Raw genomic sequence first — 26,200 nt, forward strand, 5'->3', positions numbered from 1 at the left:
ATCGGAGCACATCACTCAATGACCATCTCCACCCCCGCGAAGCCGGCTACCCCGCAGGTCGCGATCAACGACATCGGGTCGGCCGAGGACTTCATGGCCGCCATCGACGCCACCATCAAGTACTTCAACGATGGCGACATCGTCGAGGGGATCATCGTCAAGGTCGACCGCGACGAGGTCCTGCTCGACATCGGTTACAAGACCGAGGGCGTCATCCCCTCCCGTGAGCTGTCCATCAAGCACGACGTGGACCCCGGTGAGGTCGTCAAGGTCGGCGACGAGGTCGAGGCCCTGGTCCTCCAGAAGGAGGACAAGGAAGGCCGGCTGATCCTGTCCAAGAAGCGGGCGCAGTACGAGCGCGCGTGGGGCACGATCGAGAAGATCAAGGAGGAGGACGGCGTCGTCACCGGCACCGTCATCGAGGTCGTCAAGGGCGGCCTCATCCTCGACATCGGCCTGCGCGGCTTCCTGCCCGCGTCGCTGGTGGAGATGCGTCGCGTCCGCGACCTCCAGCCGTACGTCGGCAAGGAGATCGAGGCCAAGATCATCGAGCTCGACAAGAACCGCAACAACGTCGTCCTGTCGCGCCGTGCCTGGCTCGAGCAGACGCAGTCCGAGGTGCGCTCGACCTTCCTGCAGACCCTGCAGAAGGGCCAGGTCCGCCCCGGTGTCGTCTCCTCGATCGTCAACTTCGGTGCGTTCGTGGACCTCGGCGGCGTCGACGGGCTCGTCCACGTCTCCGAGCTGTCCTGGAAGCACATCGACCACCCGTCCGAGGTCGTCGAGGTCGGCCAGGAGGTCACCGTCGAGGTGCTCGACGTCGACTTCGACCGCGAGCGTGTCTCCCTGTCGCTGAAGGCGACGCAGGAGGACCCGTGGCAGGCCTTCGCCCGGACGCACGCCATCGGCCAGGTCGTCCCCGGCAAGGTCACCAAGCTCGTCCCGTTCGGTGCGTTCGTGCGCGTCGAGGATGGCATCGAGGGCCTCGTGCACATCTCGGAACTGGCCGTGCGCCACGTCGAGATCCCGGAGCAGGTCGTCCAGGTGGGCGACGACGTCTTCGTCAAGGTCATCGACATCGACCTCGAGCGTCGCCGCATCTCGCTGTCGCTCAAGCAGGCCAACGAGGGCGTCGACCCGACCAGCGACGACTTCGACCCGGCGCTGTACGGCATGGCGGCCGAGTACGACGAGCAGGGCAACTACAAGTACCCCGAGGGCTTCGACCCGACCACGAACGAGTGGCTCGAGGGCTTCGAGGCGCAGCGCGAGGTGTGGGAGGCGCAGTACGCCAAGGCCCACGAGCGCTGGGAGGCGCACCGCAAGCAGGTCGCCGAGGCCGCGCGCGCGGACCTCGAGGCCGCGAACGGTGGCGGCGAGACCGGTGGGGCGGGTGCCGCCCCGGCCTCGACCTACTCCTCGACGCCGGCCGCCGAGGAGGCCGCGGGCACGCTCGCGTCCGACGAGGCGCTCGCCGCTCTGCGGGAGAAGCTCACCGGCGCCTGATCGCCCCGCACCCGGTCCGGGTGCAGCGAGCGACGCACGGCCACGGGCCGGTCACCTTCGGGTGGCCGGCCCGTGGCCGTCGGTGCATCCGGAGGTGCCTGGTGCCGGGCGCGTCCGGGGGTCCGTGGTGCCGGGCTCCCCGGCTGCCGGGCGTCCGGGCCGGGACGCGGTCGCGGGCCGGTGCTCCGGTGGGGCAGAGTGGCGCGATGCAGCGCATCGGACTGACCGGCGGGATCGCATCAGGCAAGTCCGTCGTGGCCGGCCGGCTGGCCGAGCACGGCGCGGCGGTGATCGACCACGACGCGCTCGCCCGGGAGGCGGTCCGGCCCGGGTCGGCGGGACTGGACTCCGTCGTGGAGGCGTTCGGCGACGGCGTGCTCACCGCGGACGGCGAGCTGGACCGGGCCGCGCTCGGTCGGGTGGTGTTCGCCGACCCGGCGGCGCGCGAGCGGCTCGACGGACTGCTGCACCCCGTCATCCGTCGGCTCGCCGCCGAGCGGGAGGCGGCGGTCGCCGCGGCGGGGACCGGCGCCGTCGTCGTGCACGACATCCCGCTGCTGGTCGAGACGGGCCAGGCGGAGGCGTTCCACCTCCTCGTCGTCGTGGACGCACCGGCGGACCTGCGGGTGCGCCGGCTCGTCGAGACCCGCGGGCTGACACGCGAGGACGCCGAGCGGCGCATCGCCGCGCAGGCCCCGGACGCCGACCGGCTCGCGGTGGCGGACCGGGTGCTGGACGGCAGCGGCACCGTCGAGGCGCTGCGCGAGCAGGTGGACGCGCTGTGGGCGCGGATCGAGGAGGAGCGTCTGGCGGAGGTCGACGCCGGCCTGTGACCGGTGCGGCGGTTCGCCCGCCGCGATACCGGCGGTCCGCGGACCCGGCGTGTGGGTGGCGGGTCGTACCGTTGAGCCATGCGTCCAGTCACCGACCTGCAGCGGACCGTCGCCCCGTTCGAGGTCATCTCGGAGTACACCCCGTCCGGTGACCAGCCCACCGCCATCGCCGAGCTCGCCACCCGCGTCACCGCCGGTGAGAAGGACGTCGTCCTGCTCGGCGCGACCGGGACCGGCAAGTCCGCGACCACGGCCTGGCTGATCGAGAAGCTGCAGCGCCCGACGCTGGTCATGGCGCCGAACAAGACGCTCGCGGCGCAGCTCGCCACCGAGTTCCGCGAGCTGCTGCCCAACAACGCCGTCGAGTACTTCGTCTCGTACTACGACTACTACCAGCCCGAGGCGTACATCGCGCAGACGGACACCTTCATCGAGAAGGACTCGTCCATCAACGACGAGGTCGAGCGCCTGCGCCACTCCGCGACGAGCTCCCTGCTGACCCGCCGGGACGTCGTCGTGGTGGCGTCCGTGTCCTGCATCTACGGCCTGGGCACGCCGCAGGAGTACGTGGACCGCATGGTCCGGCTCGCCGTGGGCGACCAGGTGGAGCGGGACGCCCTGCTCCGGCAGTTCGTCGCGATGCAGTACACCCGTAACGACCTCGCGTTCACACGCGGCACGTTCCGGGTGCGCGGGGACACCGTCGAGATCATCCCGGTGTACGAGGAGCTCGCGATCCGGATCGAGTTCTTCGGCGACGAGATCGAGGCGATCGCGACGCTGCACCCGCTGACGGGTGACGTGATCCGCAGCGAGCAGGACGTTCACGTCTTCCCCGCCACCCACTACGTGGCCGGTCCGGAGCGCATGGAGCGCGCGATCGCGTCGATCGAGGCCGAGCTCGAGGCGCGGCTGGCGGACCTGGAGAGGCAGAGCAAGCTGCTCGAGGCCCAGCGGCTGCGGATGCGCACCACCTACGACATCGAGATGATGCGCCAGATCGGCTCGTGCTCCGGGATCGAGAACTACTCGCGCCACATCGACGGCCGCGCGGCGGGCAGCGCACCGAACACGCTGCTCGACTACTTCCCGGAGGACTTCCTCCTCGTCATCGACGAGTCGCACGTGACGGTCCCGCAGATCGGCGCGATGTTCGAGGGCGACATGTCCCGCAAGCGCAGCCTCGTCGACCACGGGTTCCGGCTGCCGAGCGCGATGGACAACCGGCCGCTGCGCTGGGAGGAGTTCGCCGAGCGCATCGGGCAGACCGTGTACCTGTCCGCGACGCCCGGCACCTACGAGCTGTCGATGGGCGACGGCGTCGTCGAGCAGATCATCCGGCCGACCGGCCTCGTCGACCCCGAGGTCGTCGTGAAGCCGACCACCGGGCAGATCGACGACCTGCTCGAGGAGATCCGGGTGCGCGTCGAGCGTGACGAGCGCGTGCTCGTCACGACGCTGACCAAGAAGATGTCCGAGGACCTCACCGACTACCTGCTGGAGAAGGACGTCCGCGTCCGCTACCTGCACTCCGAGGTCGACACCCTGCGTCGCGTCGAGCTCCTGCGCGAGCTGCGGCTGGGCCAGTTCGACGTGCTGGTCGGGATCAACCTGCTGCGCGAGGGCCTCGACCTGCCCGAGGTGTCGCTCGTTGCGATCCTCGACGCGGACAAGGAGGGGTTCCTGCGCTCGGGGACCTCGCTCATCCAGACGATCGGCCGCGCCGCCCGCAACGTCTCCGGTCAGGTCCACATGTACGCGGACCGGATCACCCCGGCGATGGCGCAGGCGATCGACGAGACGGCGCGGCGCCGCGAGAAGCAGGTCGCCTACAACCTCGAGCACGGCATCGACCCGACACCGCTGCGCAAGAAGATCGGCGACATCACCGACATGCTCGCCCGCGAGGACGTCGACACCGCTGAGCTGCTCGCCGGCGGCTATCGGAAGTCGTCGCGGGGAAGGCCCCGACGCCGGGCGGCACGGGCGCGACCTCCGGCCGGACGGCGCTCGTGGGGGCGGCGTCCAGCGAGCTCGCCGACCTCATCCAGGAGCTCAGCGACCAGATGCACGCGGCCGCCGCCGAGCTGCAGTTCGAGCTGGCCGCGCGGCTGCGGGACGAGATCTCCGGGTTGAAGAAGGAGCTCCGGCAGATGCACGCCGCCACGGCCTGACGACCGTCAGCCTGACGACCGTCAGCTTGACGACCGTGAGGCTGACGACCGTGAGCTGGTGCGCGGGTGGTCCTGGTGGTCAGGAGCTCCAGACCCCGAGGACCGGCGTCCACTCCCGGATCGAGCGCTCCGCGACGACGCCCTCCCGCGCGAACGGGTCTGCGTCGAGCAGCCGCTCGACCTCGGCGGTGGACGGCGCGCTGAGCACGAGCAGCGCCCCGGGGGCGCCGTCGGCCCACGGCCCGGACGAGAGCAGCTCCCCGCTCTCGACGAGGCCCCCGAGGTACGCCCGGTGCTCGGGGCGGAACCGGTCGCGGACGTCGGTGCGGTCGTCGTAGGTGTACTGGACGGCGTAGACGGTCATGGCGTCATCCTGGCAGCCGGACGCGGGTCGCGGCGCACCGGCCGCCGGGGAGGCTGGTGCCATGACTGACGAGCTCACCACCACCGTGCCGCGCACCACCCTCATCGACGGCACCACGATCCCGCAGCTCGGCTTCGGCGTGTTCAAGGTGGACGACGACGGCGCCGAGCGCGCCGTCACCACCGCGCTGGAGACTGGGTACCGGCTGATCGACACCGCCAAGCTTTACGGCAACGAGGCGGGCGTCGGCCGCGCCGTGCGCGCCTCCGGGCTGCCCCGCGACGAGGTCTACGTGACCTCCAAGGTCTGGAACGACGACCAGGGCTACGACGCCACCATGCGTGCCTTCGAGGGATCGGCCGAGCGGCTCGACCTCGGCGTGGTCGACCTCTTCCTCATCCACTGGCCCGTCCCGAGCCAGGACCTGTACCTCGACTCCTGGCGCGCGCTGCTGCACCTGAAGGAGCAGGGAGCGATCCGGTCGGTCGGGGTGTCGAACTTCCTGCCCGCGCACCTCGAGCGGATCATCGCCGAGCAGGGCGTGGTCCCGGTGCTCAACCAGGTCGAGCTGCACCCGCGCCTGCAGCAGCGCGAGCTGCGCGCCTTCCACGACGCCAACGGGATCGCGACCGAGGCGTGGTCGCCGCTCGGACGTGACTCCGGCTTGCTGGACGACCCGGTCGTCCAGGGCATCGCCGCGGCGCGCGGGGTCACGCCGGCGCAGGTCGTCCTGCGCTGGCACCTCGACCAGGGCACGATCGTCATCCCCAAGTCGGTGACCCCGGCGCGGATCGCGGAGAACTTCGACGTCTTCGGCTTCAGCCTGGGTGAGGACGACCACCGCGCGCTGGACGGCATGGAGCGCGGGTCGCGGATCGGGCCGGACCCCGAGGTCTTCGGTGCCTGAGGAGGCGACCGCACCCACCACCCGGAACGGCCCGCCCGCCGCCGCCCCGGGCGGGGACGGCACCCTGCTGACGGACGAGCTCCTCGCCACGATCCGCTCCCGCGCCGCGGCGCTCGACCGGGAGAACGGGTTCCCGCACGAGGACCTCGCCGACCTGGCGGCGGCCGGGTACCTGCGGGCCTTCGTACCGACCGTGCTCGGCGGCGCCGGCCTGAGCCTGCGCCAGGTGGCCGCCGAGCAGGTCCGGTTGGGCGCGGCCGCCCCGGCGACCGCTCTGGCCGTCAACATGCACCTCGTCGTGACCGGGATCGCGCAGGTGCTCGCGGAGCGCGGCGACGACGGCATGCGGTTCGTCCTGGAGGAGGCCGCGCGCGGGGAGATCTTCGCGTTCGGCAACTCCGAGCCGGGCAACGACCTCGTCATGTTCGCCTCGCGCACGCGGGCCGAGCCCGTGGATGGCGGGGGTACCGGTACACCGGGACGAAGATCTTCACGTCGCTGTCCCCGGTGTGGACGCGGCTCGCCACCTTCGGCCTCGACGACTCCGACCCCGACGCACCGGTGCTCGTCCACGGGGTCGTCCCGCGGGACGCGTCGGGCATCGAGGTCCGCGACGACTGGGACACCCTCGGCATGCGCGCCACGCAGAGCCGCACGACCGTGCTCGACGGCGCCGAGGCACCGGCCACGTGGGTGCACCGACGGCTGCCCGTCGGGCCGAGCCGGGACCCGTTCATCTTCGCGCTGTTCGCGGTGTTCGAGGTGCTGCTGGCCGCGGTCTACACCGGGATCGGCCGACGGGCGGTCGAGCTCGCGGTCGAGGCCGCGCACCGGCGCACCTCGATGAAGAACGGCGGCCGGACCCTTGCGCAGGACCCGGACATCCGCTGGCGCGTCGCCGAGGCGGCCCTCGCGCAGGACGGCATCGAGCCGCAGGTCGACGCGCTCGCGCGGGACGTCGACGAGCAGGTCGACCACGGCGCGCAGTGGTTCGCCAAGGTCGTCGGGCTCAAGCACCGGGCGACCGAGAACGCGCGGTTCGTGGTCGACCAGGCGATCCGCGTCTCCGGTGGGTCGTCCTACTTCAACGGCAGCGAGCTCGGCCGCCTGTACCGGGACGTCCTCGCCGGCCTGTTCCACCCGTCGGATCCGGAGTCGGCGCACGCGACGGTGGCGACCGCCTGGCTCGGTCCGGTCGACGCGGGCTGACGGCGGGTCGGTCGGCGCTCAGGTCCGCGCCCGCGTCTGCCCACGGCAGGCGGAGGGCGCGGGCCTCGCGCGCTGCAGATCCGGGTGCGGCGACAGCCGTGGATCCGGGGTGGGTCCCCGGCGGCTGACGTCGGCCTGTGCCGAGTCGTCTGCTGGTCGCTCCGCTGGCGTCCACGCCGCCGGCCTCGATCGTGCCGGCCGGTCACCGGCTGGCGCCGGTGCGCCGGTCCGACGCGGAGGCATTGGGACGCACGTACTCCGGAGGCCCACGGGGGACCGGAGGGCGAGACCACGCTCGACGAGGCGGTCGACGACGTCGTCCGCGCCCTCGACGGCGGGCACGGTGCCCTACTGCCTGCCGCGAGCCTCGTGGCGTGGGACGGCGCCGTCGTCGTCGGCGCCGTCCTCACCGTGCTCGACGCGCCGTGGCCCGATGTGCCGCGCGGCGCGTTTGTCATCGACCTGTTCGTCGCCGGGCCGCACCGGCGCCGCGGTACCGGGGCGGCGCTCATGCGCGCTGCCATGGCCGCCGCGCCCGGGGACCGGATCGGCCTGCGCGTGGAGGACGACGCCGTCGCGGCTCGCGCGCTCTACGCGCGACTCGGCTTCGTGGAGCCTCCTGGCCTCCTGGCCTCCTGGCCTCCTGGTCTACGGGCCGAACCTGTACGCGGGCGTCATCGGCGCCGCGGGCGCCAACGCCGAGATCGGCCTGCACGTCCTGACCGTCGCACTGACGCTCGTCGGGTCCGTGGCCTTCCCGTTGGGTGCCGCGCTCATCGGAGCGGCGGTCGTGATCGAGACCGTCGCGCCCCAGCTGGCTCCCCGGCCCGGCGGCTCGCATGCGGATGCCGAGGAGCCCGACGTCGGCGCCAGCTGACCGCACCCCGCTCCCATGCCGTTCGGCCGCGCTACTTCTGGGTGGTCTTGTAGGGCTTGCCCTCGGCGTCGTACGTGGTCCAGGACCCCACCGGCTCGCCGGCGACGAACGTGCCCGACCGTTTGAGCGTTCCGTCGATGCGGTACCACTCCCAGTAACCCTCGGGTTGACCGTTCTCGACCCGACCCCTGGACCAGACCGTCTGCCCGTTGGCGTGGTACTTGACCGTCACCCCGTCCACGATCTCGGTGTGCTTGTCCGCGCCCGAGCGTCTCGACGTCATCACGCGATCCTAGGCCCGGCCCTGCGGCGATGACCCGCCCCAGCCGCCCTCGACGGGATGGCTGCGATGTCCGGCAGATCCCGACCTGCGCGGTGCTCGGGGCTTGGTGAGCAGCGCCTCTCCTGGAGCGACCTTTCGGTTATCGTGCAGGGCCGTCGCCGTGCGTGCGGCGCCCGTCGTCCCGCCTGCCGGGACCTCGGCTCGACCAGCGTGCCGCACGGCTCGCCATGAAGGAGGTTCCCATGGAGGTGCGCATCGACACCGCCGCCTGCGCCGGGCACGGGGTGTGCGAGGCCCTCGCTCCGCACATCTTCGAGGTCGATGACGACGACAAGGCGCGCCTCGTCGTCGAGACGATCGACGAATCCGACCGGGGGGACGTCGAGAACGCCGTCCGCCAGTGCCCGGAGCAAGCCCTGCGCCTGATCGGATGAGCACGGCCGGGCTCGTGGTCGTCGGGGCCGGCCTGGCCGGGGTGCGCGCCGTCGAGGGCGCTCGAGGCAGCGGCTTCACCGGGCCGGTGACTCTCCTGGGAGCCGAGACCGACGCGCCGTACGACCGTCCGCCGCTGTCCAAGGCGTTCCTGACCGAGAGTGCCGCGCTCAGGTACCTGCGCACCGCGGAGAGCCTGCGCGGCGAGCTCGACGTCGACCTCCGGCTCGGCGAGACGGCCACCGCGGTCCACACGGGCACGAGGACCGTGACCGTCGGTGCGGAGGAGCTTCCCTACGCCGGGCTGGTGATCGCCACCGGCTCGACCGCCCGGCAGCTGCCAGGGATGCACGGACCTGCTGGTGTGCACACGCTGCGCAGCCATGCCGACGCCGTCGCGCTGCGTTCGGCGGTCCGTCCGGGGAGCCGCGTCGTCGTCATCGGCGCCGGCTTCATCGGCTCCGAGTTCGCCTGCTCCGCCTTGCACCTCGGCGCGCAGGTCACCGTGCTCGAGGCTGCTGCCGTGCCCCTCGTGCGGGCGGTCGGTCCCGCGATGGGCGAGGCGCTCGGTGGTCTGCACGCCAGGCACGGCATCGACGTCCGGTGCGGGGCCGTGGTCGAGGCCGTGATCGGCTCCGACACCGTCGAGGGGGTACGGCTGGCCGACGGCCAGGTGCTGCCGGCGGACGTCGTGCTCGTCGGGGTGGGCGCTGCGCCCGTGACGGAGTGGCTCCGCGGCTCAGGCCTGACGATCGAGGACGGCGTCGTCTGCGACTCGACGCTCAACGCCGGCGCGCCCGGCGTGTACGCGGCCGGGGACATCGCGCGGTGGCACAACCCGACGTTCGACCGATCGATGCGCCTGGAGCACTGGACCTCGGCGGCGGAGCAGGGTGTGGTCGCCGGCCGCAACGCCGTCGGAACGGGTGAGCCGGTGACCTGCGACGTCGTGCCGTACTTCTGGTCGGACTGGGTCACCGACCGCATCCAGTTCGTCGGGGTGCCGGAGAGTGACGACGTCGTCTCCGTCGTCGGCTCGGCCGAGACCGGCGACCTGCTGGCCCTCTACCGCACCGGTGACCGGGTGACCGGCGCTCTCGGCGTCAATCAGCGACGAGCCGTCCTTCGGCTGCGGCTCCTGATCGGTCAGCGCGCCGCCTGGCAGGAGGCCGTCGAGCTCGCCCGGTCGATCACCGCCCGCAGGAGCTGACCCGTCGGCTCGGCGCTCGGCGGTCGTCGCGCTCGACCTCACCTCACGTCGCCCCGGCGACGAGGAGGACCCGGACCAGCAGCGCCACGCGCGCGTCGGCAGGTCAGCCCGCGGAGGTCGCGCCCCCGGTGGTCAGGGCCGCCGGGGCGGACCACACGGCGTCCGTGCCGGACGCGTCGGTGGTTCGGCTGTCGACAGGCCCGGCCTCCGACGTGACGCTCCACGGAGTCATGTGCGGGTCGGTCGGGGTCGCGGGTGCCCCGAGAAGGGTGGCGCCCGTCGTCACGGTCAGCGCGAGGCCGGCGGCCAGGGCGAGCCAGGACAGCATGCGGCGCTCGGGGGTGTCCATCGCGGTGGTGGTCAGGGGCAGGGTGGCGGCGTCGGAGGTCATGCCGACGACGCTACGGAGCGACGCCCGCCGTCCGCGTCGGCCCCCGGACGGGCCGTGGTGCCCCGCACGGGATGACGACGCGGTCCCCGGCATCCTCCCGGGGACGGACGGCATCGTCCCGTCCGGCCACCACCGCTACTGATCCCGGCCGGGTCGTCGCCGCCGACGTCGCGGCGCCTGCGCGCACCGCCACGCACACATCGCTAGCGTCAGCTCACGTGTCGTCTGGCTCAACGGAACTCAAGGCGTCGGGAAGACGACGACAGGCGCGCTCGTGCAGCAGCTTCTCCCCGACTCACGGGTGTTCGACGCCGAGAACGTCGGCGCGATGCTCATGGCCATCACCCCGGGGCTACCGGCGACGGACTACTTCCAGCACTGGCCGCCGTGGCGTCCACTCGTCGTCGAGACGGCTCGCCGTGTCCTCGAGTACGCGAGCGGCACGTTGGTGGTGCCCATGACCGTCCTGGTCGAGCGGTACTGGCGCGAGATCAGCGCGGGCCTCGCGCACTACGACATCCCGGTACGGCACTTCGTCCTCCACGCTGACCAGCCGACTCTCCGCGCACGCATCTCAGCGGACACCGTGCTCGGCCCCGACTCCAGCACCTCGAGCCCTATGTCGAGGCGTCGCGCGACTGGCCTCACGATGAGGCCGAGGTCGTCGACACCACGGGGGTGACCCCGCTGAGGCCGCCCGGAAGATCGCGGACGCCGTCAACGACCGACGGTGACATTCCACGGCCTCGGGGCGTGTTCGTCACCGGAGGCGTCGCTCGGCACACGAGCGTGACAGCAGCAGATCCGGGCGAGCGCAGCCGCCCTCAACGCGGCCTGTGCGGACGCCCCCTGCGAGGCCGTGACCAGGCCAGCCTCTGATCCGGTCAGGATCGTCGCTCGACGGCGACGGCGTCATCTCGCTCCGGCTCGTGGTCAGCGACCAGTCCAGTGTTGAAACGACGTGCACATGCTTCTCGTACCTCCAGGTGCCGGCTCAGGAAGGCGCGCTCGTCAAGGCGCTTGCGCCGCAGCCAGCCAGTGACCTCGTCATTGCACTTGCTGGCGTTACACGAGCCACATGCCGGAACGATGTTGTCCAACGTGTAGCGGCCTCCACGCGAGAGCGCCAGAATGCAGTCGCGCTGCAGGGGCTTGTCGCTCACGCCGCAGTAGGCACATCCGCCCCACGCGGCCTTGAGCGCCGCCCACTGCTCTTGGGTCAGGTCGTGCGCGACCCGTTCCATGCGGCGCTTGCGCCTGCGGGTGGCCCTCGCCTTCAAGCTCCGACTGCCCGGCACCTTGTGAGCCTACGTCGCGCGAGCGCCCAGCCCGCGGAAGCCAACATGGGACGGCGCTCAGAGATATGGGCCACTCGGTACGAGCCCGGCGCGCTCAGCGGGGCATGACCGGATGCCGTGCTGATGCCGTGCTGCGTTCGCGCGGTCCGCCTCGGTCGGGCGCTGGGCTACCTCTTCGTGATGGCAACCGTGACGCTGTCACCGATGTCCTTGCGCAGGCTCTTCCGAACCTTCGCGCTGAGCGACACCATGTGCCCGCCACTCCCGGTCACCATGGCACCGACGTCCTCGAGCGTCACGTCGTCGACCCTCACGTTCACCCTGACGGTTCTCTTGGTGCCGAAGAACTCCGCGGAGTCCGGGATCTCGACGCAGCTCCAAGTGTCTCCCTTGACCTCGACGCCGATGGTCGTCTCAAAGTGCTTTTCCGCGGCCATGCCGACAACGTACAGCTCCACCCACCGCTCTCCCCGGGACGGTGCGGGTCGCGCTGGCTGCGGCATGACCACGCGGTCGGGTGATTCCCCCAGCACCGTCGTTCGTGCCGGCGTTCGACCTGAAGACTCCTGCCGGGTCACCGTCGAGCCCTTGGCGCCCCGCGCTCCCACCAATGGATGGGCAGTTGCTCGCGCACCGCGGTCGCGACGGACTCGACATCACCCACGTTGCAGAACTTCCAGAGCTCCTCCGCTGCCCGGGAGTACTGGAGCAGCACTTCGTCAACGTCGAGTGCATCGAGCTGGCCGTCGCGGAAGCCGTCGACTGCTGTACCGACACGCTCCACCAACACCGCGAGCTGAGCCTCGTGGTAGGTCGCCACGGCCTCGCGTGCACTCTTCCGATCGCCCTTGGAGGACACGCGTAGAGGTTAGGCCGGGACCGCCCGACGCCGAGATCAGCGCGGCAGGCGCGGGGCGGAGACACGCCCCCAACGTGGCAGATCCGGGCGAGCGCAGCCGCCCTCACCGCGGCAGGTGCGGATGATCGGATTGCTGCTCAAGTTCGCCAGCCGGAACCGGTCACGCACCCGAAGGGGCTCAGGGAAATCGTCGTTGGCTACTTCCTCTATCCAGTCGACAGCTGCGTCAGTCAGCGTCACGCCATCCGGGCCGGTCTCGCCCACCCACCACGCCTGCGCAGGCAAGGGGCCGCTCACCCGTTCGATGTCCCGCACGACGTGCTGGCTGAGCGCTTCTCCGTTGTGGGCGATCAACCAGTCGCGGGAGTCTTGCTGCAGTTGTGGCCACCATGTGTCCAGGGTCATGGTGCTGATGCTCCTCGCCGCGGAGCGAGGGAGCAACGGCTTCGTCCGGTGCTCATCGCATCGGAGCGCCGCGGTCATCGGCAGAATCGGCAGCCCGGCCGCGCGTCCGTCGATGTGATCGGCGGCCACGGCCGACGCGATGTACCACTCGCGTGTGTGTCCCCATTCGCGACGCGTCGCGGGCGCGATCTCCCCATCGCTGCAAGCCTCTGTTCGCGCTTTCGCTTTCGTGACAGGTCCGCCCGACGGTCGCAGGATGACCCGACACCTCGGCATGGGACGTCCCGGTGCTCGGTCGCCGCGCGGTCCGGTGTCGTCCCGTGGTGCCGGGAGCGGGGCCGCTCACCACCCCCGGCGGCGCCACTCCTCGAGGTGCGGGCGCTCGGCGCCGAGCGTCGTGTCCGCCCCGTGCCCCGGGTACACCCAGGTGCCGTCGTCGAAGCGGTCGAAGACCCGCTCCCGGACGTCGGTGAGCAGCTGCGCGAAGCGATCCGGATCGCGCTGCGTGTTCCCCACACCGCCCGGGAACAGGCTGTCCCCGGTGAACAGGTGCACCCGCCCCGGGACGGCGTCGGCGCCCCGGTACGCCCCGGACGCCCGCCCCGGGTCCCGGTCCGGCTCGCGGTAGGCGAGGGCGATCGACCCCAAGGTGTGACCGCGCAACGCGACCACCTCGAGCGTGAGGTGGCCGACCGTGAGGACGTCCCCGTGGCGCAGGGGGCGGCGCGTGGGGACGGGGATGCCGGCGACGTCGTCGGCCCCCGCCGCCGTCGTGGCGCCGGTGACGGCGACGACGGAGTCCAGCGCCCCGTGGTGGTCCGCGTGCCGGTGCGTCGTCACCACGACGGCGAGCCGCGCGGACCCGGACCCCTCCCGGACGAGCGCGAGGAGCCGGTCCGGGTCCGCGGCGGCGTCGACGAGCAGCTGCGACCCGCTCGCCCGGCAGGTGAGGAGGTAGGCGTTGTTGTCCATCGGCCCGACCGACGCCTTGCGGACGACCACCTCGTCGAGCTCCCGGACGGCGCTGGGCCCCCCAGGCGTCACCTCACCGCTGTAGGGCATGGGTGTCCTCCGGCTCCTCCGCAACGTCGGCACGCGGACCACTTCCGTCACGCTCCCGACGACGCCGGACCGCCTCGTCGTGGCTGTAGACGGCCCGCACGAGCGCGAGGTGCGAGAGCGCCTGCGGCAGGTTCCCCATCATCCGCCCGGCCTCGACGTCGTACTCCTCCGCGAGCAGACCGAGGTCGTTCCCCAGGCCGATGAGCCGGTCGAGCATCGGCCCCGACTCCTCGGTGCGTCCCATGCGCGCGAGCGCGTCGGCGAGCCAGAAGCTGCACGCCAGGAACGGGTGCTCGCCGCCCGCGAGGCCGTCGTCGGTGGTGTGCGTGCGGTACCGGTGCACGAGGCCGTCGCTCACCTCGAGCTCGGCACGGATCGCGTCGACGGTTCCGACGAAGCGGGGGTCGTCCGCGGGCAGGAAGCCCACCTGGGCGATCTGCAGCAGCGACGCGTCGACGTCCGAGTCGCCGTACGCCTGGACGAACGTGTTGCGCTCGGCGTCGAACCCGTGCGTCAGCACGTCGGCCCGGACCGCCTCTCGCTCGGCGCGCCAGTGGTCCACGTCGGGGCCGTCGAGCCCGTACACCTCCACCGCGCGCACCGCCCGGTCGAGCGCGGCCCACGCCATGACCTTGGAGTGGGTGAAGTGCTGGAGGTCGCCGCGGACCTCCCAGATCCCGCGGTCCGGCTCGCGCCACCGGTCGGCGAGGTGGTCGACGAGCGTGCGCTGCAGCTCCCAGCTCGGCGCCTGCTCGTCCAGCCCCGCCGCTCGCGCGAGGTCGAGCGCGCACATGACCTCGCCGAGCACGTCGTGCTGCACCTGGTCGACCGCCGCGTTGCCCACGCGGACCGGCCTCGAGCCGCCGTACCCAGGAAGGTGGTCGAGCGTGCGCTCGGGCAGCTCGCGGCGCCCGTCGATGCCGTACATGATCTGCAGGTCGGCGGGGTCACCGGCGACGGCGCGCAGCAGCCAGTTCCGCCACTCGGTCGCCTCCTCACGGTAGCCGTACTCGAGGAGCGCCTCGAGGGTCAGGGCGGCGTCGCGCAGCCAGCAGTAGCGGTAGTCCCAGTTGCGCTCGCCGCCCATGTCCTCCGGGAGCGAGGTGGTCGCTGCGGCCACGATGCCCCCCGTCACGTTGTCCGTCAGCAGGCGCAGCACGAGCAGGGAACGGTCGACCGCCTCGGCGTGGCTGCCGCGGTGCCGACGGCGGGCGGCCCAGTCGCTCCAGGCCGCCTCGGTCGCGTGGATGCGGTCGAGGATCGGCAGCCGGCGGGGGACCGGCGCCCACGACGGCGTCCACGTGATGACGAGCTCGAGCGTCTGCCCGGCGTCCATCCGGAACGTGTCCCGGTGCGCGTCGGCCACCGCCGTCGGCAGCCGGTCACCGCGCAGGAGCAGCGAGTCCGGGCCCGCGGTGGCCCGGATGCCCGGGGTGTCGTCGGGGTCTCGGACGCGGTGCACCCAGGGGCGGACCTTGCCGTACCCGAACCGCACGATCCACTCGTGCTCGACCATGACGTGCCCCTCGACGACCTCGACCCGGCGCACCATGTCCGCGCGGTCGTCCTCCATGGGCATGCACTCGGTGACGACGGCGCGTCCGGTCGGGGTCACGTAGGTGGTCTGGAGGACGAAGGAGTCGTCGAGGTAGCGGCGGGTCACCTCGGTCGCGTCGCTGACGGTCAACAGCCACCGGCCGTGCTCGGCCGTGCCGAGCAGTGCGGCGAAGCACGCCGAGGAGTCGAACGACGGCAGGCACAGCCAGTCCACCGAGCCGCTGCGTGAGACGAGGGCGGCGGTCTGCCGGTCGCCGAGCACGGCGTAGTCGCCGATCGGGGTGATCGGTCCGGGCCCGGCTGGGGCGTCGTCGGGCTCGGGCTGGGGGCCGCCGCCGCCGTCGGTGGTGTCCGCGACGACGTCCGACCCGACGACGGGGTCCTCGGCGGGGCTGGGGTGGGCGGAGTCAGCGGTGCCGTGCACCGGGGACGACGACGTCGTGGGCTCGGGGGGCGTCATCCGGTCAGTCTGCCGTCGGCCGCACGGGTCGGCAGGGCAGCGACGCGGGCCTGCCGGCCTGCCGGTGTGTGTTCGAACACACGTACACATGTCGGGGGCGGCCCGTAGACTGTCTGGGTGAATGATCGTCTGGTGGTCCAGGGGGCCCGCGAGCACAACCTCCGCAACGTCGACCTCGACCTCCCTCGGGACGCGCTCATCGTCTTCACCGGGCTGTCCGGCTCCGGGAAGTCGTCCCTCGCGTTCGACACGATCTTCGCCGAGGGGCAGCGCCGCTACGTCGAGTCGCTCTCCGCGTACGCCCGGCAGTTCCTCGGGCAGATGGACAAGCCCGACGTCGACTTCATCGAGGGGCTGTCGCCCGCGGTGTCGATCGACCAGAAGTCGACCAACCGCAACCCGCGGTCGACGGTCGGGACGATCACCGAGGTCTACGACTACCTGCGCCTGCTGTTCGCGCGCGCCGGCACGCAGCACTGCCCGGTGTGCGGCGAGCGCGTGACCGCGCAGACCCCGCAGCAGATCGTTGACCGCCTCCTCGAGCTCCCCGAGGGCACGCGCTACCAGGTCCTCGCACCGGTGATCCGCGGCCGCAAGGGCGAGTACGCCGACCTGTTCGCCGAGCTGCAGGCCAAGGGGTTCGCGCGGGCACGGGTGGACGGCGAGGTCGTGCAGCTGACGTCCCCACCGACGCTGGAGAAGAAGCTCAAGCACGACATCGAGGTCGTCATCGACCGGCTCGTGTCCCGCGAGGGCGTGCGCCGCCGGCTGACGGACTCGGTCGAGACCGCGCTCGGGCTGGCCGGCGGCCTGCTGACCGTCGAGCTCGTCGACGCCGACGCGGACGACCCCGAGCGCGAGCGCCGGTTCTCCGAGCACCGCGCGTGCCCCAACGACCACCAGCTCTCGCTCGAGGAGATCGAGCCGCGGACGTTCTCCTTCAACGCGCCGTACGGCGCGTGCCCGGAGTGCACCGGCCTGGGCAGCCGGCTCGAGGTGGACCCCGAGCTGGTCATCCCGGACGAGGACCTCTCCCTCGCCGAGGGCGCCGTCGCCCCGTGGGCGCAGACGTCGGCCGAGTACTTCCAGCGCGTGCTGTCGGCGCTCGCGAAGGATCTCGGCTTCTCGATGGACGTCCCGTGGCGCGCGCTCCCGCAGCGCGCCCAGGAGGCCGTGCTGTACGGCGAGAACCACGAGGTGAAGGTCAAGTACAAGAACCGGTGGGGCCGGGAGCGCCAGTACTCGACCGGCTTCGAGGGCGTGATGACGTTCATCACCCGTCGGCACGGCGAGACCGAGTCGGAGTGGAGCAAGGAGAAGTACGAGGCCTACATGCGTGAGGTCCCGTGCCCGGTCTGCCGCGGTGCGCGGCTCAAGCCCGAGGTCCTCGCGGTCCGCGTCGGCGGCCGTTCCATCGCGGACGTGTGCGCGCTGCCGATCCGGGAGGCACGCGACTTCCTCGACACCCTCGAGCTCGGCGAGCGCGAGCGGGCCATCGCCACCCAGGTGCTCAAGGAGATCCAGGCGCGGCTGGGCTTCCTGCTCGACGTCGGCCTGGACTACCTCTCGCTCATGCGTCCGGCCGGCACGCTGTCCGGCGGCGAGGCGCAGCGGATCCGCCTGGCGACCCAGATCGGCTCCGGGCTGGTCGGCGTCCTGTACGTCCTGGACGAGCCGAGCATCGGCCTGCACCAGCGCGACAACCGTCGCCTCATCGACACGCTGACCCGCCTCCGGGACCTGGGCAACACCCTGATCGTCGTCGAGCACGACGAGGACACCATCCGCACCGCGGACTGGATCGTCGACGTGGGCCCGGGCGCGGGTGAGCACGGGGGCGCATCGTGCACTCGGGCGACCTCGGGGGCCTGCTCGCGTCGCAGGAGTCGGTGACCGGTGCCTACCTGTCCGGTCGTCGCAGCATCCCCATGCCGGCCGAGCGTCGCGCGATCGACCCGTCCCGCCAGCTCACCGTGGTCGGTGCGAAGGAGCACAACCTCACCGGGATCGACGTGTCGTTCCCGCTCGGCGCGCTGGTCGCGGTCACCGGGGTGTCCGGCTCCGGCAAGTCGACCCTGGTGAACTCCATCCTCTACACGGTGCTCGCCAACGAGCTGAACCGGGCGCGACAGGTCGCGGGCCGGCACAAGCGCGTGACCGGGCTGGAGCACCTGGACAAGGTCGTGCACGTCGACCAGGGCCCGATCGGGCGCACGCCCCGGTCCAACCCGGCGACGTACACCGGCGTGTGGGACCACGTCCGCAAGCTGTTCGCGGAGACCACCGAGGCGAAGGTGCGCGGCTACACCGCGGGTCGCTTCTCCTTCAACGTCAAGGGCGGCCGCTGCGAGGCGTGCTCCGGCGATGGCACGCTGAAGATCGAGATGAACTTCCTCCCCGACGTCTACGTCCCGTGCGAGGTGTGCCACGGCGCGCGGTACAACCGCGAGACGCTCGAGGTGCACTTCAAGGGCAAGACGGTCGCCGAGGTGCTCGACATGCCGATCGAGGAGGCCGCCGACTTCTTCGCCGCGGTCCCCGCGATCTCGCGGTACCTGCGGACGCTGGTCGACGTCGGCCTGGGGTACGTGCGGCTCGGCCAGCCGGCGCCGACGCTGTCCGGCGGCGAGGCCCAGCGCGTCAAGCTCGCCGCGGAGCTGCAGAAGCGGTCCAACGGCCGGACGATCTACGTCCTGGACGAGCCGACCACCGGTCTGCACTTCGAGGACATCCGCAAGCTGCTCGCCGTGCTGCAGTCGCTGGTGGACAAGGGCAACAGCGTCCTGGTGATCGAGCACAACCTCGACGTCATCAAGAACGCCGACTGGGTCATCGACATGGGCCCCGAGGGTGGCAGCGGCGGCGGCAAGCTGGTCGCCGCGGGCACCCCCGAGCACGTCGCCAAGGTCCCCGGCAGCCACACCGGCCGCTTCCTCGCGGAGGTCCTCGCCGGCACCACGCCGATCCCGACCGCACAGCTCGTCCTTCCGCCGGAGGTCACCCCGGTCGTCCCGGCGAAGGGTCGACGTGCCAACGGCGCGGCGGCCAAGGCACCGGCGCGCAGCGCCAAGGCGCGTGCGGCGGCGAAGGCGAGCTGACCCCGCCGACCGTTCAGTCGAGCCGGTGGGTGACCGGCTCGTGCCGGACCGGGAAGTTCACCGACCGTGCGACGAAGCAGTGCTCGTGGGCGCGCTCGTGCAGCGCGGCGATCCGTGCGTCGGTCACGTGCTCGCCGCCGCGGACGGTGACCCGCGGGTGCAGGAGCACGTCGGTGAACTGCCCGGCGCCGGCCGACTCCACCCGCATCCGCCCGACGGCCTCGTCGCGGTACTCCACGACCACCACGCCGTCGGCGGACGCGAGGTGGAGGAACCACAGCATGTGGCACTGCGACAGGGACGCCACGAACAGCTGCTCGGGGAGTACCGCGCCGGGTCGCCCCGGAACGCGGGGTCCGCGGAGGCGAGCAGCACCGGGCGACCCTCGACCTCGACCTCGTGGTCCCGGCCGTAGGCCGTGTAGCTCGTCGTGCCGGTGTCCCCGGCCCCGGTCCAGCGGACGTCGACCGTGTACAGGTGCAGGGCTCCCATCGCCCCAACCTAGTGGTGCGGTCCGGGGCGTCCGGGGCTGTCGGAGGGGCGAACTAAACTCGTCACCATGGCCGATCCCGCGACCTATCGCCCTGCCCCGGGGCAGATCCCGGACCAGCCGGGCGTCTACCGGTTCCGCGACGCGCACGGCCGGGTCATCTACGTCGGCAAGGCGAAGAGCCTGCGCCCCCGGCTGAGCAGCTACTTCCAGGACCTGTCCGCGCTGCACCCGCGCACCCAGACGATGGTGACGACGGCGGCGTCGGTGGAGTGGACCGTCGTCGGCACCGAGGTCGAGGCGCTCGCGCTCGAGTACTCCTGGATCAAGGAGTTCGACCCGCGGTTCAACGTCAAGTACCGCGACGACAAGTCCTACCCGTACCTGGCCGTGACGCTCTCCGACCAGTTCCCGCGGGTGCAGGTCATGCGCGGCGCGAAGCGCCCCGGCACCCGGTACTTCGGGCCGTACGCGCACGCGTGGGCGATCCGGGAGACCGTCGACCTGCTGCTACGCGTGTTCCCGGTGCGCACCTGCTCCTCCGGGGTCTTCAAGCGCGCGAACCAGCAGGGGCGCCCGTGCCTGCTCGGGTACATCGACAAGTGCTCCGCACCGTGCGTCGGGCGGATCAGCCCCGACGACCACCACGCGCTCGCCGAGGACTTCTGCGCGTTCATGGCCGGGGACACCGCGAAGTTCACGCGCCGGCTCACCGAGCGCATGCGCGAGGCCGCCGCCATCCAGGACTACGAGCAGGCCGCCCGGCTCCGCGATGACATCGGTGCGCTCGAGCGCGCGACGGAGAAGAACGCCGTCGTGCTCCAGGACGGCACCGACGCGGACATCTTCGCCCTCGTCGGCGACGAGCTCGAGGCGGCCGTGCAGGTCTTCCACGTGCGGGACGGCCGGATCCGCGGGCAGCGCGGCTGGATCGTGGAGAAGGTCGAGGACGTCACCGACGGCGAGCTCGTCGAGCACCTGCTCCAGCAGGTGTACGGCGCCGAGGAGGACGCCCTCGCCGGGAACGGCTCGCGGTCCCGGGGCGAGCCGGCATCCGCCGCGACCCGCACCGCGGTCGTCCCGCGCGAGGTCCTCGTCCCCGTGATGCCGCCGGACGCCCCGCAGGTCGCCGCCTGGCTCTCCGGCCTGCGCGGCAGCCGGGTCGACGTCCGGGTGCCCCAGCGCGGGGACAAGCGCGAGCTCGCCGAGACGGTCCGGCGCAACGCCGAGCACGCCCTCGCGCTGCACCGCACCAAGCGCGCGGGCGACCTCACCACCCGCAGCCAGGCGCTGCGCGAGATCCAGGAGGCGCTCGACCTGCCGACCGCGCCGCTGCGAATCGAGTGCTACGACATCTCGACCACCCAGGGCACCCACCAGATGGCGTCCATGGTCGTGTTCGAGGACGGCCTGGCACGCAAGAGCGAGTACCGGACCTTCGCCGTCCGCGGCCCGGACGGCGAGGGCGCGCGCGACGACACCGCCGCGATGCACGAGGTCATCACGCGCCGGTTCCGCCGGTACGTCGCGGACCGCACTGCCACCGGCGACCTGGAGATGGGCGCGGGCGACGACGACGACGCCGTCGTGCCCGGCGCGGGGGCGGCACGCTCGCCGGCGGCGAGGTCCCGGCCGAGGTGGGCGAGCACCGGCGGTTCGCCTACCCGCCCAACCTCGTCGTCGTCGACGGCGGGCCGCCGCAGGTCGCGGCCGCCGCCCGTGCCCTGGCCGAGCTCGGCGTCGACGACGTCGCGCTGTGCGGGCTCGCGAAGCGGCTCGAGGAGGTGTGGCTCCCGGGGAGGACTACCCGGTGATCCTGCAGCGCAGCTCGGAGGGCCTCTACCTGCTGCAGCGCGTCCGCGACGAGGCGCACCGCTTCGCGATCACCGCGCACCGGCGCCGCCGGACGAAGGGCATGACGGCGTCCGCGCTCGACGACGTGCCGGGGCTCGGGCCGGCGCGCTCGCGCGCGCTGCTCAAGCACTTCGGGTCGCTCAAGCGGCTGCGGGCCGCGTCGGCCGAAGAGATCGCGTCCGTGCCCGGCATGGGCGCCCGCACCGCCGCGGCCGTGGTCGCCGCACTCGCCGCCCCCGACTCCGTCGCACCCGGGGCAGCCGCGGCAGGTCCCGCCGACCCCGGACCGGTCGCCGTGGCCGAGGAGAGCACCGGTCCCGCAGCCGCTGCCGACGACCCTGCCGACGACCGCGCCGATAGCCCCGCCGACGACCGCGCCGACGCCCCCACCGACGCCCCTGCTGACGCCCCCGCCCGAGCGGTCGCCGGCGTGACTGGCATGCTGGGGGCATGACCGGTGAACCCGATCCGCTGACCGTCCCGCACGGGATCCCGGCCCTCGAGGCCACCACGCGCGCCCCCGTCTGAGCAGCGCGCAGGTGCTGATCATCACCGGGATGTCGGGCGCCGGGCGCAGCAAGGCGGCGACCGTCCTGGAGGACCTGGACTGGTACGTCGTGGACAACCTGCCCGCGACGATGCTCACACCGCTCGTCGGGATGATGCAGCGTGGTGGCCCGGCCGGCGGTGTGCAGCGTCTCGCCGCCGTGGTGGACGCCCGCGGCGGTGAGTTCTTCGCCGACCTCGCGCAGGTGCTCGCGGACATGCGCGCGGCCGGCACCGACTACCGCGTGCTGTTCCTCGACGCCACGGACGAGGTGCTGGTCCGGCGGTTCGAGCAGGTGCGCCGGCCGCACCCGCTGCAGGGAGAGGGGCGCATCCTCGACGGCATCGCCGCCGAGCGGGAGCTCGTCTCCGACCTCCGGGAGCAGGCCGACGTCGTCCTGGACACCTCCGAGCTCAACGTGCACGACCTCGCCCGCGAGGTCCGCAAGGTCGTCTCCGGCGGCGCGGAGGAGGCGCTGCGCATCAACGTGCTGTCGTTCGGGTTCAAGTACGGCATCCCGCTGGACGCCGACCACGTCGTCGACGTGCGCTTCCTCGCGAACCCGTACTGGGTCAGCGAGCTGCGGCACCTCTCCGGCCGGGACGCCCCGGTCCGCGACTACGTACTCAACCTCCCCGGTGCCCAGGTGTTCATCGACCGCTACGTGGACGCGCTCGAGCCGATCCTGGCCGGCTACCTGCAGGAGGAGAAGCGCTACGTCACGATCGCGGTCGGCTGCACCGGCGGCAAGCACCGCTCGGTGGCGATCAGCGAGGCCATCGGCGCGAAGCTCCGCGCCCGCGGCCAGCACGTGATCGTCGGTGCGCGCGACCTCGGCAAGGAGTGACCCCATGAGCACGGGGTCGGTGGGCCCGGCCGTCGTCGCGCTCGGCGGCGGGCACGGGCTGGCGGCGACGCTCTCGGCGGTGCGGCTCATGTCGGACCGCCTGACCGCTGTCGTCACGGTCGCCGACGACGGCGGCTCGTCCGGTCGGCTGCGCGACGAGCTCGGCGTGCTGCCGCCCGGTGACCTGCGGATGGCGCTGGCGGCGCTGTGCGACGACTCGGACTGGGGACGCACGTGGCGTGACCTGCTCCAGCACCGGTTCCGCTCGAGCGGGGACCTCGACCAGCACGCCGTCGGGAACCTGCTGATCGTCGCGCTGTGGGAGCAGCTCGGGGACACCGTGGCGGGCCTCGACTGGGTCGGCCGGCTGCTCGGGGCGCGCGGCCGGGTGCTGCCCATGGCGGCGGTCCCGCTCGCGATCGAGGCGGACGTGCTCGCGGTGACCCCGGGGGCGGACGGCGCCGCGGGGGCACCGGTGCGCCGAGTGGTGCACGGCCAGAGCGCGGTGGCGATCACCCCCGGGCACATCGAGCAGGTGCGCCTCGTGCCGCCGGACCCGCCCGCCTGCCCGGAGGCCGTCGCCGCGATCGAGGCGGCCGACTGGGTCATCCTCGGGCCCGGGTCGTGGTTCACGTCGGTGCTGCCGCACCTGCTCGTCCCCGAGCTGGCCGCGGCGCTGCACCGGACGACGGCCCGGCGGTGCGTGACGCTGAACCTCTCCCCGGAGGAGGAGGGCGAGACCGCCGGGATGACCGCGACCGAGCACCTCCAGGTGCTGCACCACCACGCCCCGGAGCTGCGCATCGACGCCGTCGTCGCCGACCCGCGCGCCGTGGACGACGTCGCGCCGCTCGTGGACGCCGCCGCGGCGATGGGCGCCCGCCTGCTGCTGCGCCAGGTCCGGACCGGGGACGGCAGCCCACGGCACGACCCCCTGCGCCTCGCCGCCGCCTTCCGTGACGTCTTCGACGACTTCCTCGGCGACGTCGGGACGCCGGCGTAGCGCGCACCGAGGCGGCGCTCGTGCGGTCCGGACCCGTCGGGGTCCGTCGGAGGAGGATGGCAGGATGACGCCATGGCGTTGACGGCACAGGTGAAGGACGAGCTCGCTCGACTCCAGGTCGACAAGATCGCGTGCCGCAAGGCGGAGGTGTCGGCGACCCTGCGGTTCGCCGGCGGGCTGCACATCATCTCCGGTCGCATCGTCATCGAGGCCGAGCTCGACACCGGGATCGCCGCCCGGCGCCTGCGCCAGGCCATCGCGGAGGTCTACGGGCACACCAGCGACGTCATCGTCGTGTCCGCGGGCGGGATCCGCCGGGGAGCCGGTACGTGGTCCGCGTGGTCAAGGACGGCGAGTCGCTCGCCCGCCAGACCGGCCTGCTCGACAACCGCGGGCGCCCGGTGCGCGGGCTGCCGCCGCAGGTCGTGTCCGGCGGGGTCGGCGAGGCCGAGGCAGCGTGGCGGGGTGCGTTCATCGCGCACGGGTCGCTGACCGAGCCGGGGAGATCGGCGTCCCTGGAGATCACCTGCCCCGGGCCGGAGGCCGCGCTGGCGCTGGTCGGTGCCGCGCGCCGGCTCGGCATCACCGCGAAGGCGCGCGAGGTCCGCGGCGTCGACCGCGTCGTGATCCGCGACGGCGACGCGATCAGCGCGATGCTCACCCGCCTCGGCGCGCACGACGCGATGATGGTGTGGGAGGAGCGGCGCATGCGCCGCGAGGTGCGCGGCACCGCGAACCGCCTCGCCAACTTCGATGACGCCAACCTGCGCCGGTCGGCACGCGCGGCCGTCGCGGCCGGTGCCCGGGTCGAGCGGGCCTTCGAGATCCTCGGCCCGGACCTGCCCGAGCACCTGCGGGAGGCGGGCGAGCTGCGCCTCGCGCACAAGCAGGCGTCGCTCGAAGAGCTGGGCAAGCTGGCCGACCCGGTGCTCACCAAGGACGCCGTCGCCGGTCGCATCCGCCGCCTGCTGGCCACCGCGGACAAGAAGGCCGCCGAGCTGGGCATCCCGGACACCGAGGCCGGTCTGAGCCCGGATCTCCTGGACCTCTGACGGCCGTCGAGCGTACGGCGCCGGGCACGGTGGCCGAGCCGCTCGCGGCCTGTCGGCCCGAGCCGGCGGCGTAGACGCGCACACCCGACCGGCGGCGTGGACGCGCACACCCGACCGGCGGCGTGGCCGCGCACACCCGACCCGCGGCGTGGCCGCGGACACCCGACCGGCGGGCGTACCCCGGGACTCCCGACTTCGGGCCGTTGGACAGCGTTTTCCCAGCGAGGGGGCCATGTCCCTTACACCATGGACACAGGTCCGCAGGGTGACCTCGGTCTCTCCGGGCCGCGGCCCGGGGTATAGGCTCGGTGCCATCCGGCGGCTGGCGAGCGGGCCTTTGCTGTGCCTGTTCGCGGCCCCGGGTCGCACAGCGCCGTGCGTGATCGTCCGTCAAGGCAACTGTGTGCGCCGGCTCGCGCCGGCGCTGAGGAGGGCATTGTGACCACCCGCGTCGGTATCAACGGCTTCGGCCGCATCGGACGTAACTTCTACCGGGCCATCGTGGCATCCGGTGCTGACATCGAGATCGTCGGTGTCAACGACCTCACCGACAACAAGACGCTTGCGCACCTGCTCAAGTACGACTCCGTGCTCGGTGTGCTCGACGGCGAGGTGACCTACGACGACACCTCGATCACCGCGAACGGCAAGTCGTTCCGCGTGCTGGCCGAGCGTGACCCGGGCAACCTGCCCTGGGGCGAGCTGGGTGCCGACATCGTCATCGAGTCGACCGGCTTCTTCACCGACGCCACCAAGGCGAAGGCCCACATCGACGGCGGCGCCAAGAAGGTCATCATCTCCGCGCCGGCCAAGAACGAGGACGCGACGTTCGTCGTCGGTGTCAACCACACCGAGTACGACGCCGCCACGCAGCACATCATCTCCAACGCCTCCTGCACGACGAACTGCCTCGCCCCCATGGCGAAGGTGCTCGACGAGGCGTTCGGCATCGAGCGTGGTCTCATGACGACCATCCACGCGTACACCGGTGACCAGAACCTGCAGGACGGCCCCCACAAGGACCTGCGCCGGGCCCGCGCCGCGGCGATCAACATCGTCCCGACGTCGACCGGTGCGGCCAAGGCCGTCTCGCTCGTGCTCCCGCAGCTCAAGGGCAAGCTCGACGGCTACGCGCTGCGCGTCCCGGTCCCGACCGGCTCGGCGACCGACCTCACCTTCACGGCCGGCCGCGAGGTCACCGTCGACGAGGTCAACGCGGCGATCAAGGCGGCCTCCGAGACCGAGGAGCTCAAGGGCATCCTCGTCTACACCGAGGACCCCATCGTCTCCTCGGACATCGTCACCAACCCGGCGTCCTCGATCTTCGACGCCGGCCTCACCAAGGTGATCGGCGACCAGGTCAAGGTCGTCTCCTGGTACGACAACGAGTGGGGCTACTCCAACTCGCTCGTCAAGCTGACCACCTACGTGGGCGAGCGTCTCTGACCTCCGCGTCCACCCCGCACTGAACATGCGTCCGCG

The 26,200-nt window shown here is 72.3% G+C and carries 18 protein-coding genes and 7 pseudogenes; 15 read left to right on the forward strand and 10 right to left on the reverse strand.

The window, feature by feature from the left end:
* The first annotated feature begins 18 nt into the window (after window positions 1-18).
* The 3 genes and pseudogenes from rpsA to uvrB all read left to right on the forward strand — a co-directional run bounded on the left by rpsA (window position 19) and on the right by uvrB (window position 4,513).
* Entirely contained in the window at window positions 19-1,506 is a 1,488-nt protein-coding gene (gene rpsA / locus REH70_RS07750) for a 30S ribosomal protein S1 (protein WP_310753559.1), read from the forward strand.
* Between the two features lie 206 nt (window positions 1,507-1,712).
* Window positions 1,713-2,339, forward strand: a complete 627-nt coding sequence (gene coaE, locus REH70_RS07755; RefSeq protein ID WP_310753560.1) for a dephospho-CoA kinase — start codon at window positions 1,713-1,715, stop codon at window positions 2,337-2,339.
* 78 nt (window positions 2,340-2,417) lie between these two features.
* Window positions 2,418-4,513 (forward strand): annotated as a pseudogene (gene uvrB / locus REH70_RS07760) (excinuclease ABC subunit UvrB).
* 79 nt (window positions 4,514-4,592) lie between these two features.
* Here uvrB and REH70_RS07765 read toward each other — a convergent pair.
* Window positions 4,593-4,877, reverse strand: a complete 285-nt coding sequence (locus REH70_RS07765) for a YciI family protein (protein ID WP_310753561.1) — start codon at window positions 4,875-4,877, stop codon at window positions 4,593-4,595.
* A 61-nt stretch (window positions 4,878-4,938) separates the two neighbouring features.
* Here REH70_RS07765 and REH70_RS07770 point away from each other — a divergent pair, with 61 nt between their 5' ends.
* The 3 genes and pseudogenes from REH70_RS07770 to REH70_RS07780 all read left to right on the forward strand — a co-directional run bounded on the left by REH70_RS07770 (window position 4,939) and on the right by REH70_RS07780 (window position 7,923).
* The gene (locus REH70_RS07770; RefSeq protein ID WP_310753562.1) at window positions 4,939-5,784 is read left to right on the forward strand and encodes an aldo/keto reductase; all 846 of its coding nucleotides are present in this window, start codon (window positions 4,939-4,941) and stop codon (window positions 5,782-5,784) included.
* 64 nt (window positions 5,785-5,848) lie between these two features.
* Window positions 5,849-6,993: pseudogene (locus REH70_RS07775) on the forward strand (acyl-CoA dehydrogenase family protein).
* Between the two features lie 411 nt (window positions 6,994-7,404).
* Window positions 7,405-7,923: a GNAT family N-acetyltransferase gene (locus REH70_RS07780; protein WP_396134696.1), complete on the forward strand. Its 519-nt coding sequence runs from the start codon at window positions 7,405-7,407 to the stop codon at window positions 7,921-7,923.
* On the opposite strand, the gene REH70_RS07785 is transcribed toward REH70_RS07780, so the two are convergent.
* Window positions 7,902-8,153 (reverse strand): hypothetical protein, encoded by a 252-nt coding sequence (locus REH70_RS07785; RefSeq protein WP_310753564.1) that lies wholly within the window; start codon window positions 8,151-8,153, stop codon window positions 7,902-7,904. The two genes, REH70_RS07780 and REH70_RS07785, sit on opposite strands and share 22 nt — an antisense overlap.
* A gap of 242 nt (window positions 8,154-8,395) precedes the next feature.
* Here REH70_RS07785 and REH70_RS07790 point away from each other — a divergent pair, with 242 nt between their 5' ends.
* A complete protein-coding gene (locus tag REH70_RS07790; RefSeq protein WP_310753566.1) occupies window positions 8,396-8,587 on the forward strand; it encodes a ferredoxin in 192 nt (63 codons plus the stop codon).
* Window positions 8,584-9,795 carry an FAD-dependent oxidoreductase gene (locus REH70_RS07795; RefSeq protein WP_310753567.1) on the forward strand — a complete coding sequence of 404 codons (1,212 nt, stop codon included), beginning with the start codon at window positions 8,584-8,586 and terminating at the stop codon, window positions 9,793-9,795. Before REH70_RS07790 ends, REH70_RS07795 begins: the two co-directional genes overlap by 4 nt.
* A 103-nt stretch (window positions 9,796-9,898) precedes the next feature.
* On the opposite strand, the gene REH70_RS07800 is transcribed toward REH70_RS07795, so the two are convergent.
* Window positions 9,899-10,186, reverse strand: coding sequence for a hypothetical protein (locus tag REH70_RS07800; protein WP_310753569.1), 288 nt, complete (start codon window positions 10,184-10,186; stop codon window positions 9,899-9,901).
* Window positions 10,187-10,460: 274 nt separating this feature from the next.
* Here REH70_RS07800 and REH70_RS07805 point away from each other — a divergent pair, with 274 nt between their 5' ends.
* Window positions 10,461-10,868 carry a hypothetical protein gene (locus REH70_RS07805; protein WP_310753571.1) on the forward strand — a complete coding sequence of 136 codons (408 nt, stop codon included), beginning with the start codon at window positions 10,461-10,463 and terminating at the stop codon, window positions 10,866-10,868.
* Between the two features lie 202 nt (window positions 10,869-11,070).
* Here the strand turns inward: REH70_RS07805 and REH70_RS07810 are convergent, their stop codons facing one another.
* From REH70_RS07810 to REH70_RS07835, 6 genes are all read right to left on the reverse strand, one after another.
* Window positions 11,071-11,430 (reverse strand): HNH endonuclease signature motif containing protein, encoded by a 360-nt coding sequence (locus tag REH70_RS07810; protein ID WP_310753572.1) that lies wholly within the window; start codon window positions 11,428-11,430, stop codon window positions 11,071-11,073.
* A 221-nt stretch (window positions 11,431-11,651) separates the two neighbouring features.
* On the reverse strand, window positions 11,652-11,942 hold the full coding sequence (locus tag REH70_RS07815; protein ID WP_310753573.1) for a DUF1905 domain-containing protein: 291 nt from the start codon (window positions 11,940-11,942) through the stop codon (window positions 11,652-11,654).
* A gap of 116 nt (window positions 11,943-12,058) precedes the next feature.
* A complete protein-coding gene (locus tag REH70_RS07820) occupies window positions 12,059-12,343 on the reverse strand; it encodes a hypothetical protein (protein ID WP_310753574.1) in 285 nt (94 codons plus the stop codon).
* A 36-nt stretch (window positions 12,344-12,379) separates the two neighbouring features.
* On the reverse strand, window positions 12,380-12,877 hold the full coding sequence (locus tag REH70_RS07825; protein ID WP_310753575.1) for a hypothetical protein: 498 nt from the start codon (window positions 12,875-12,877) through the stop codon (window positions 12,380-12,382).
* Between the two features lie 213 nt (window positions 12,878-13,090).
* Window positions 13,091-13,810: an MBL fold metallo-hydrolase gene (locus REH70_RS07830; protein WP_310753576.1), complete on the reverse strand. Its 720-nt coding sequence runs from the start codon at window positions 13,808-13,810 to the stop codon at window positions 13,091-13,093.
* On the reverse strand, window positions 13,794-15,827 hold the full coding sequence (locus REH70_RS07835; protein WP_310753577.1) for a glycoside hydrolase family 15 protein: 2,034 nt from the start codon (window positions 15,825-15,827) through the stop codon (window positions 13,794-13,796). The genes REH70_RS07830 and REH70_RS07835 overlap by 17 nt, the downstream gene beginning before the upstream one ends.
* Before the next feature lie 117 nt (window positions 15,828-15,944).
* Here REH70_RS07835 and uvrA point away from each other — a divergent pair.
* Window positions 15,945-18,925, forward strand: a pseudogene (uvrA, locus tag REH70_RS07840) (excinuclease ABC subunit UvrA).
* Between the two features lie 13 nt (window positions 18,926-18,938).
* Here uvrA and REH70_RS07845 read toward each other — a convergent pair.
* Window positions 18,939-19,417: pseudogene (locus tag REH70_RS07845) on the reverse strand (OsmC family protein).
* A 67-nt stretch (window positions 19,418-19,484) separates the two neighbouring features.
* On the opposite strand from REH70_RS07845, the pseudogene uvrC reads away from it, so the two are divergent.
* The 5 genes and pseudogenes from uvrC to gap all read left to right on the forward strand — a co-directional run bounded on the left by uvrC (window position 19,485) and on the right by gap (window position 26,164).
* Window positions 19,485-21,723: pseudogene (gene uvrC / locus REH70_RS07850) on the forward strand (excinuclease ABC subunit UvrC).
* Window positions 21,720-22,663: pseudogene (gene rapZ / locus REH70_RS07855) on the forward strand (RNase adapter RapZ). The pseudogenes uvrC and rapZ overlap by 4 nt, the downstream one beginning before the upstream one ends.
* A 4-nt stretch (window positions 22,664-22,667) precedes the next feature.
* Window positions 22,668-23,666: a uridine diphosphate-N-acetylglucosamine-binding protein YvcK gene (yvcK, locus tag REH70_RS07860; RefSeq protein ID WP_310753579.1), complete on the forward strand. Its 999-nt coding sequence runs from the start codon at window positions 22,668-22,670 to the stop codon at window positions 23,664-23,666.
* A 72-nt stretch (window positions 23,667-23,738) separates the two neighbouring features.
* Window positions 23,739-24,718: pseudogene (gene whiA, locus REH70_RS07865) on the forward strand (DNA-binding protein WhiA).
* A 438-nt stretch (window positions 24,719-25,156) separates the two neighbouring features.
* The gene (gap, locus tag REH70_RS07870) at window positions 25,157-26,164 is read left to right on the forward strand and encodes a type I glyceraldehyde-3-phosphate dehydrogenase (RefSeq protein ID WP_310753580.1); all 1,008 of its coding nucleotides are present in this window, start codon (window positions 25,157-25,159) and stop codon (window positions 26,162-26,164) included.
* Window positions 26,165-26,200: the final 36 nt, after the last annotated feature.

This window comes from Cellulomonas sp. ATA003 (genome assembly GCF_031582905.1).
GTDB lineage: Bacteria > Actinomycetota > Actinomycetes > Actinomycetales > Cellulomonadaceae > Pengzhenrongella.

Excerpts from the sequence above, each read along its gene's own strand:
- rpsA (WP_310753559.1), top strand. The coding sequence starts at position 19 with ATGACCATCTCCACCCCCGCGAAGCCGGCTACCCCGCAGGTCGCGATC.
- coaE (WP_310753560.1), top strand. The coding sequence starts at position 1,713 with ATGCAGCGCATCGGACTGACCGGCGGGATCGCATCAGGCAAGTCCGTC.
- REH70_RS07765 (WP_310753561.1), bottom strand. The coding sequence starts at position 4,877 with ATGACCGTCTACGCCGTCCAGTACACCTACGACGACCGCACCGACGTC.
- REH70_RS07770 (WP_310753562.1), top strand. The coding sequence starts at position 4,939 with ATGACTGACGAGCTCACCACCACCGTGCCGCGCACCACCCTCATCGAC.
- REH70_RS07785 (WP_310753564.1), bottom strand. The coding sequence starts at position 8,153 with ATGACGTCGAGACGCTCGGGCGCGGACAAGCACACCGAGATCGTGGAC.
- REH70_RS07790 (WP_310753566.1), top strand. The coding sequence starts at position 8,396 with ATGGAGGTGCGCATCGACACCGCCGCCTGCGCCGGGCACGGGGTGTGC.
- REH70_RS07795 (WP_310753567.1), top strand. The coding sequence starts at position 8,584 with ATGAGCACGGCCGGGCTCGTGGTCGTCGGGGCCGGCCTGGCCGGGGTG.
- REH70_RS07800 (WP_310753569.1), bottom strand. The coding sequence starts at position 10,186 with ATGACCTCCGACGCCGCCACCCTGCCCCTGACCACCACCGCGATGGAC.
- REH70_RS07810 (WP_310753572.1), bottom strand. The coding sequence starts at position 11,430 with ATGGAACGGGTCGCGCACGACCTGACCCAAGAGCAGTGGGCGGCGCTC.
- REH70_RS07830 (WP_310753576.1), bottom strand. The coding sequence starts at position 13,810 with ATGCCCTACAGCGGTGAGGTGACGCCTGGGGGGCCCAGCGCCGTCCGG.
- REH70_RS07835 (WP_310753577.1), bottom strand. The coding sequence starts at position 15,827 with ATGACGCCCCCCGAGCCCACGACGTCGTCGTCCCCGGTGCACGGCACC.
- yvcK (WP_310753579.1), top strand. The coding sequence starts at position 22,668 with ATGAGCACGGGGTCGGTGGGCCCGGCCGTCGTCGCGCTCGGCGGCGGG.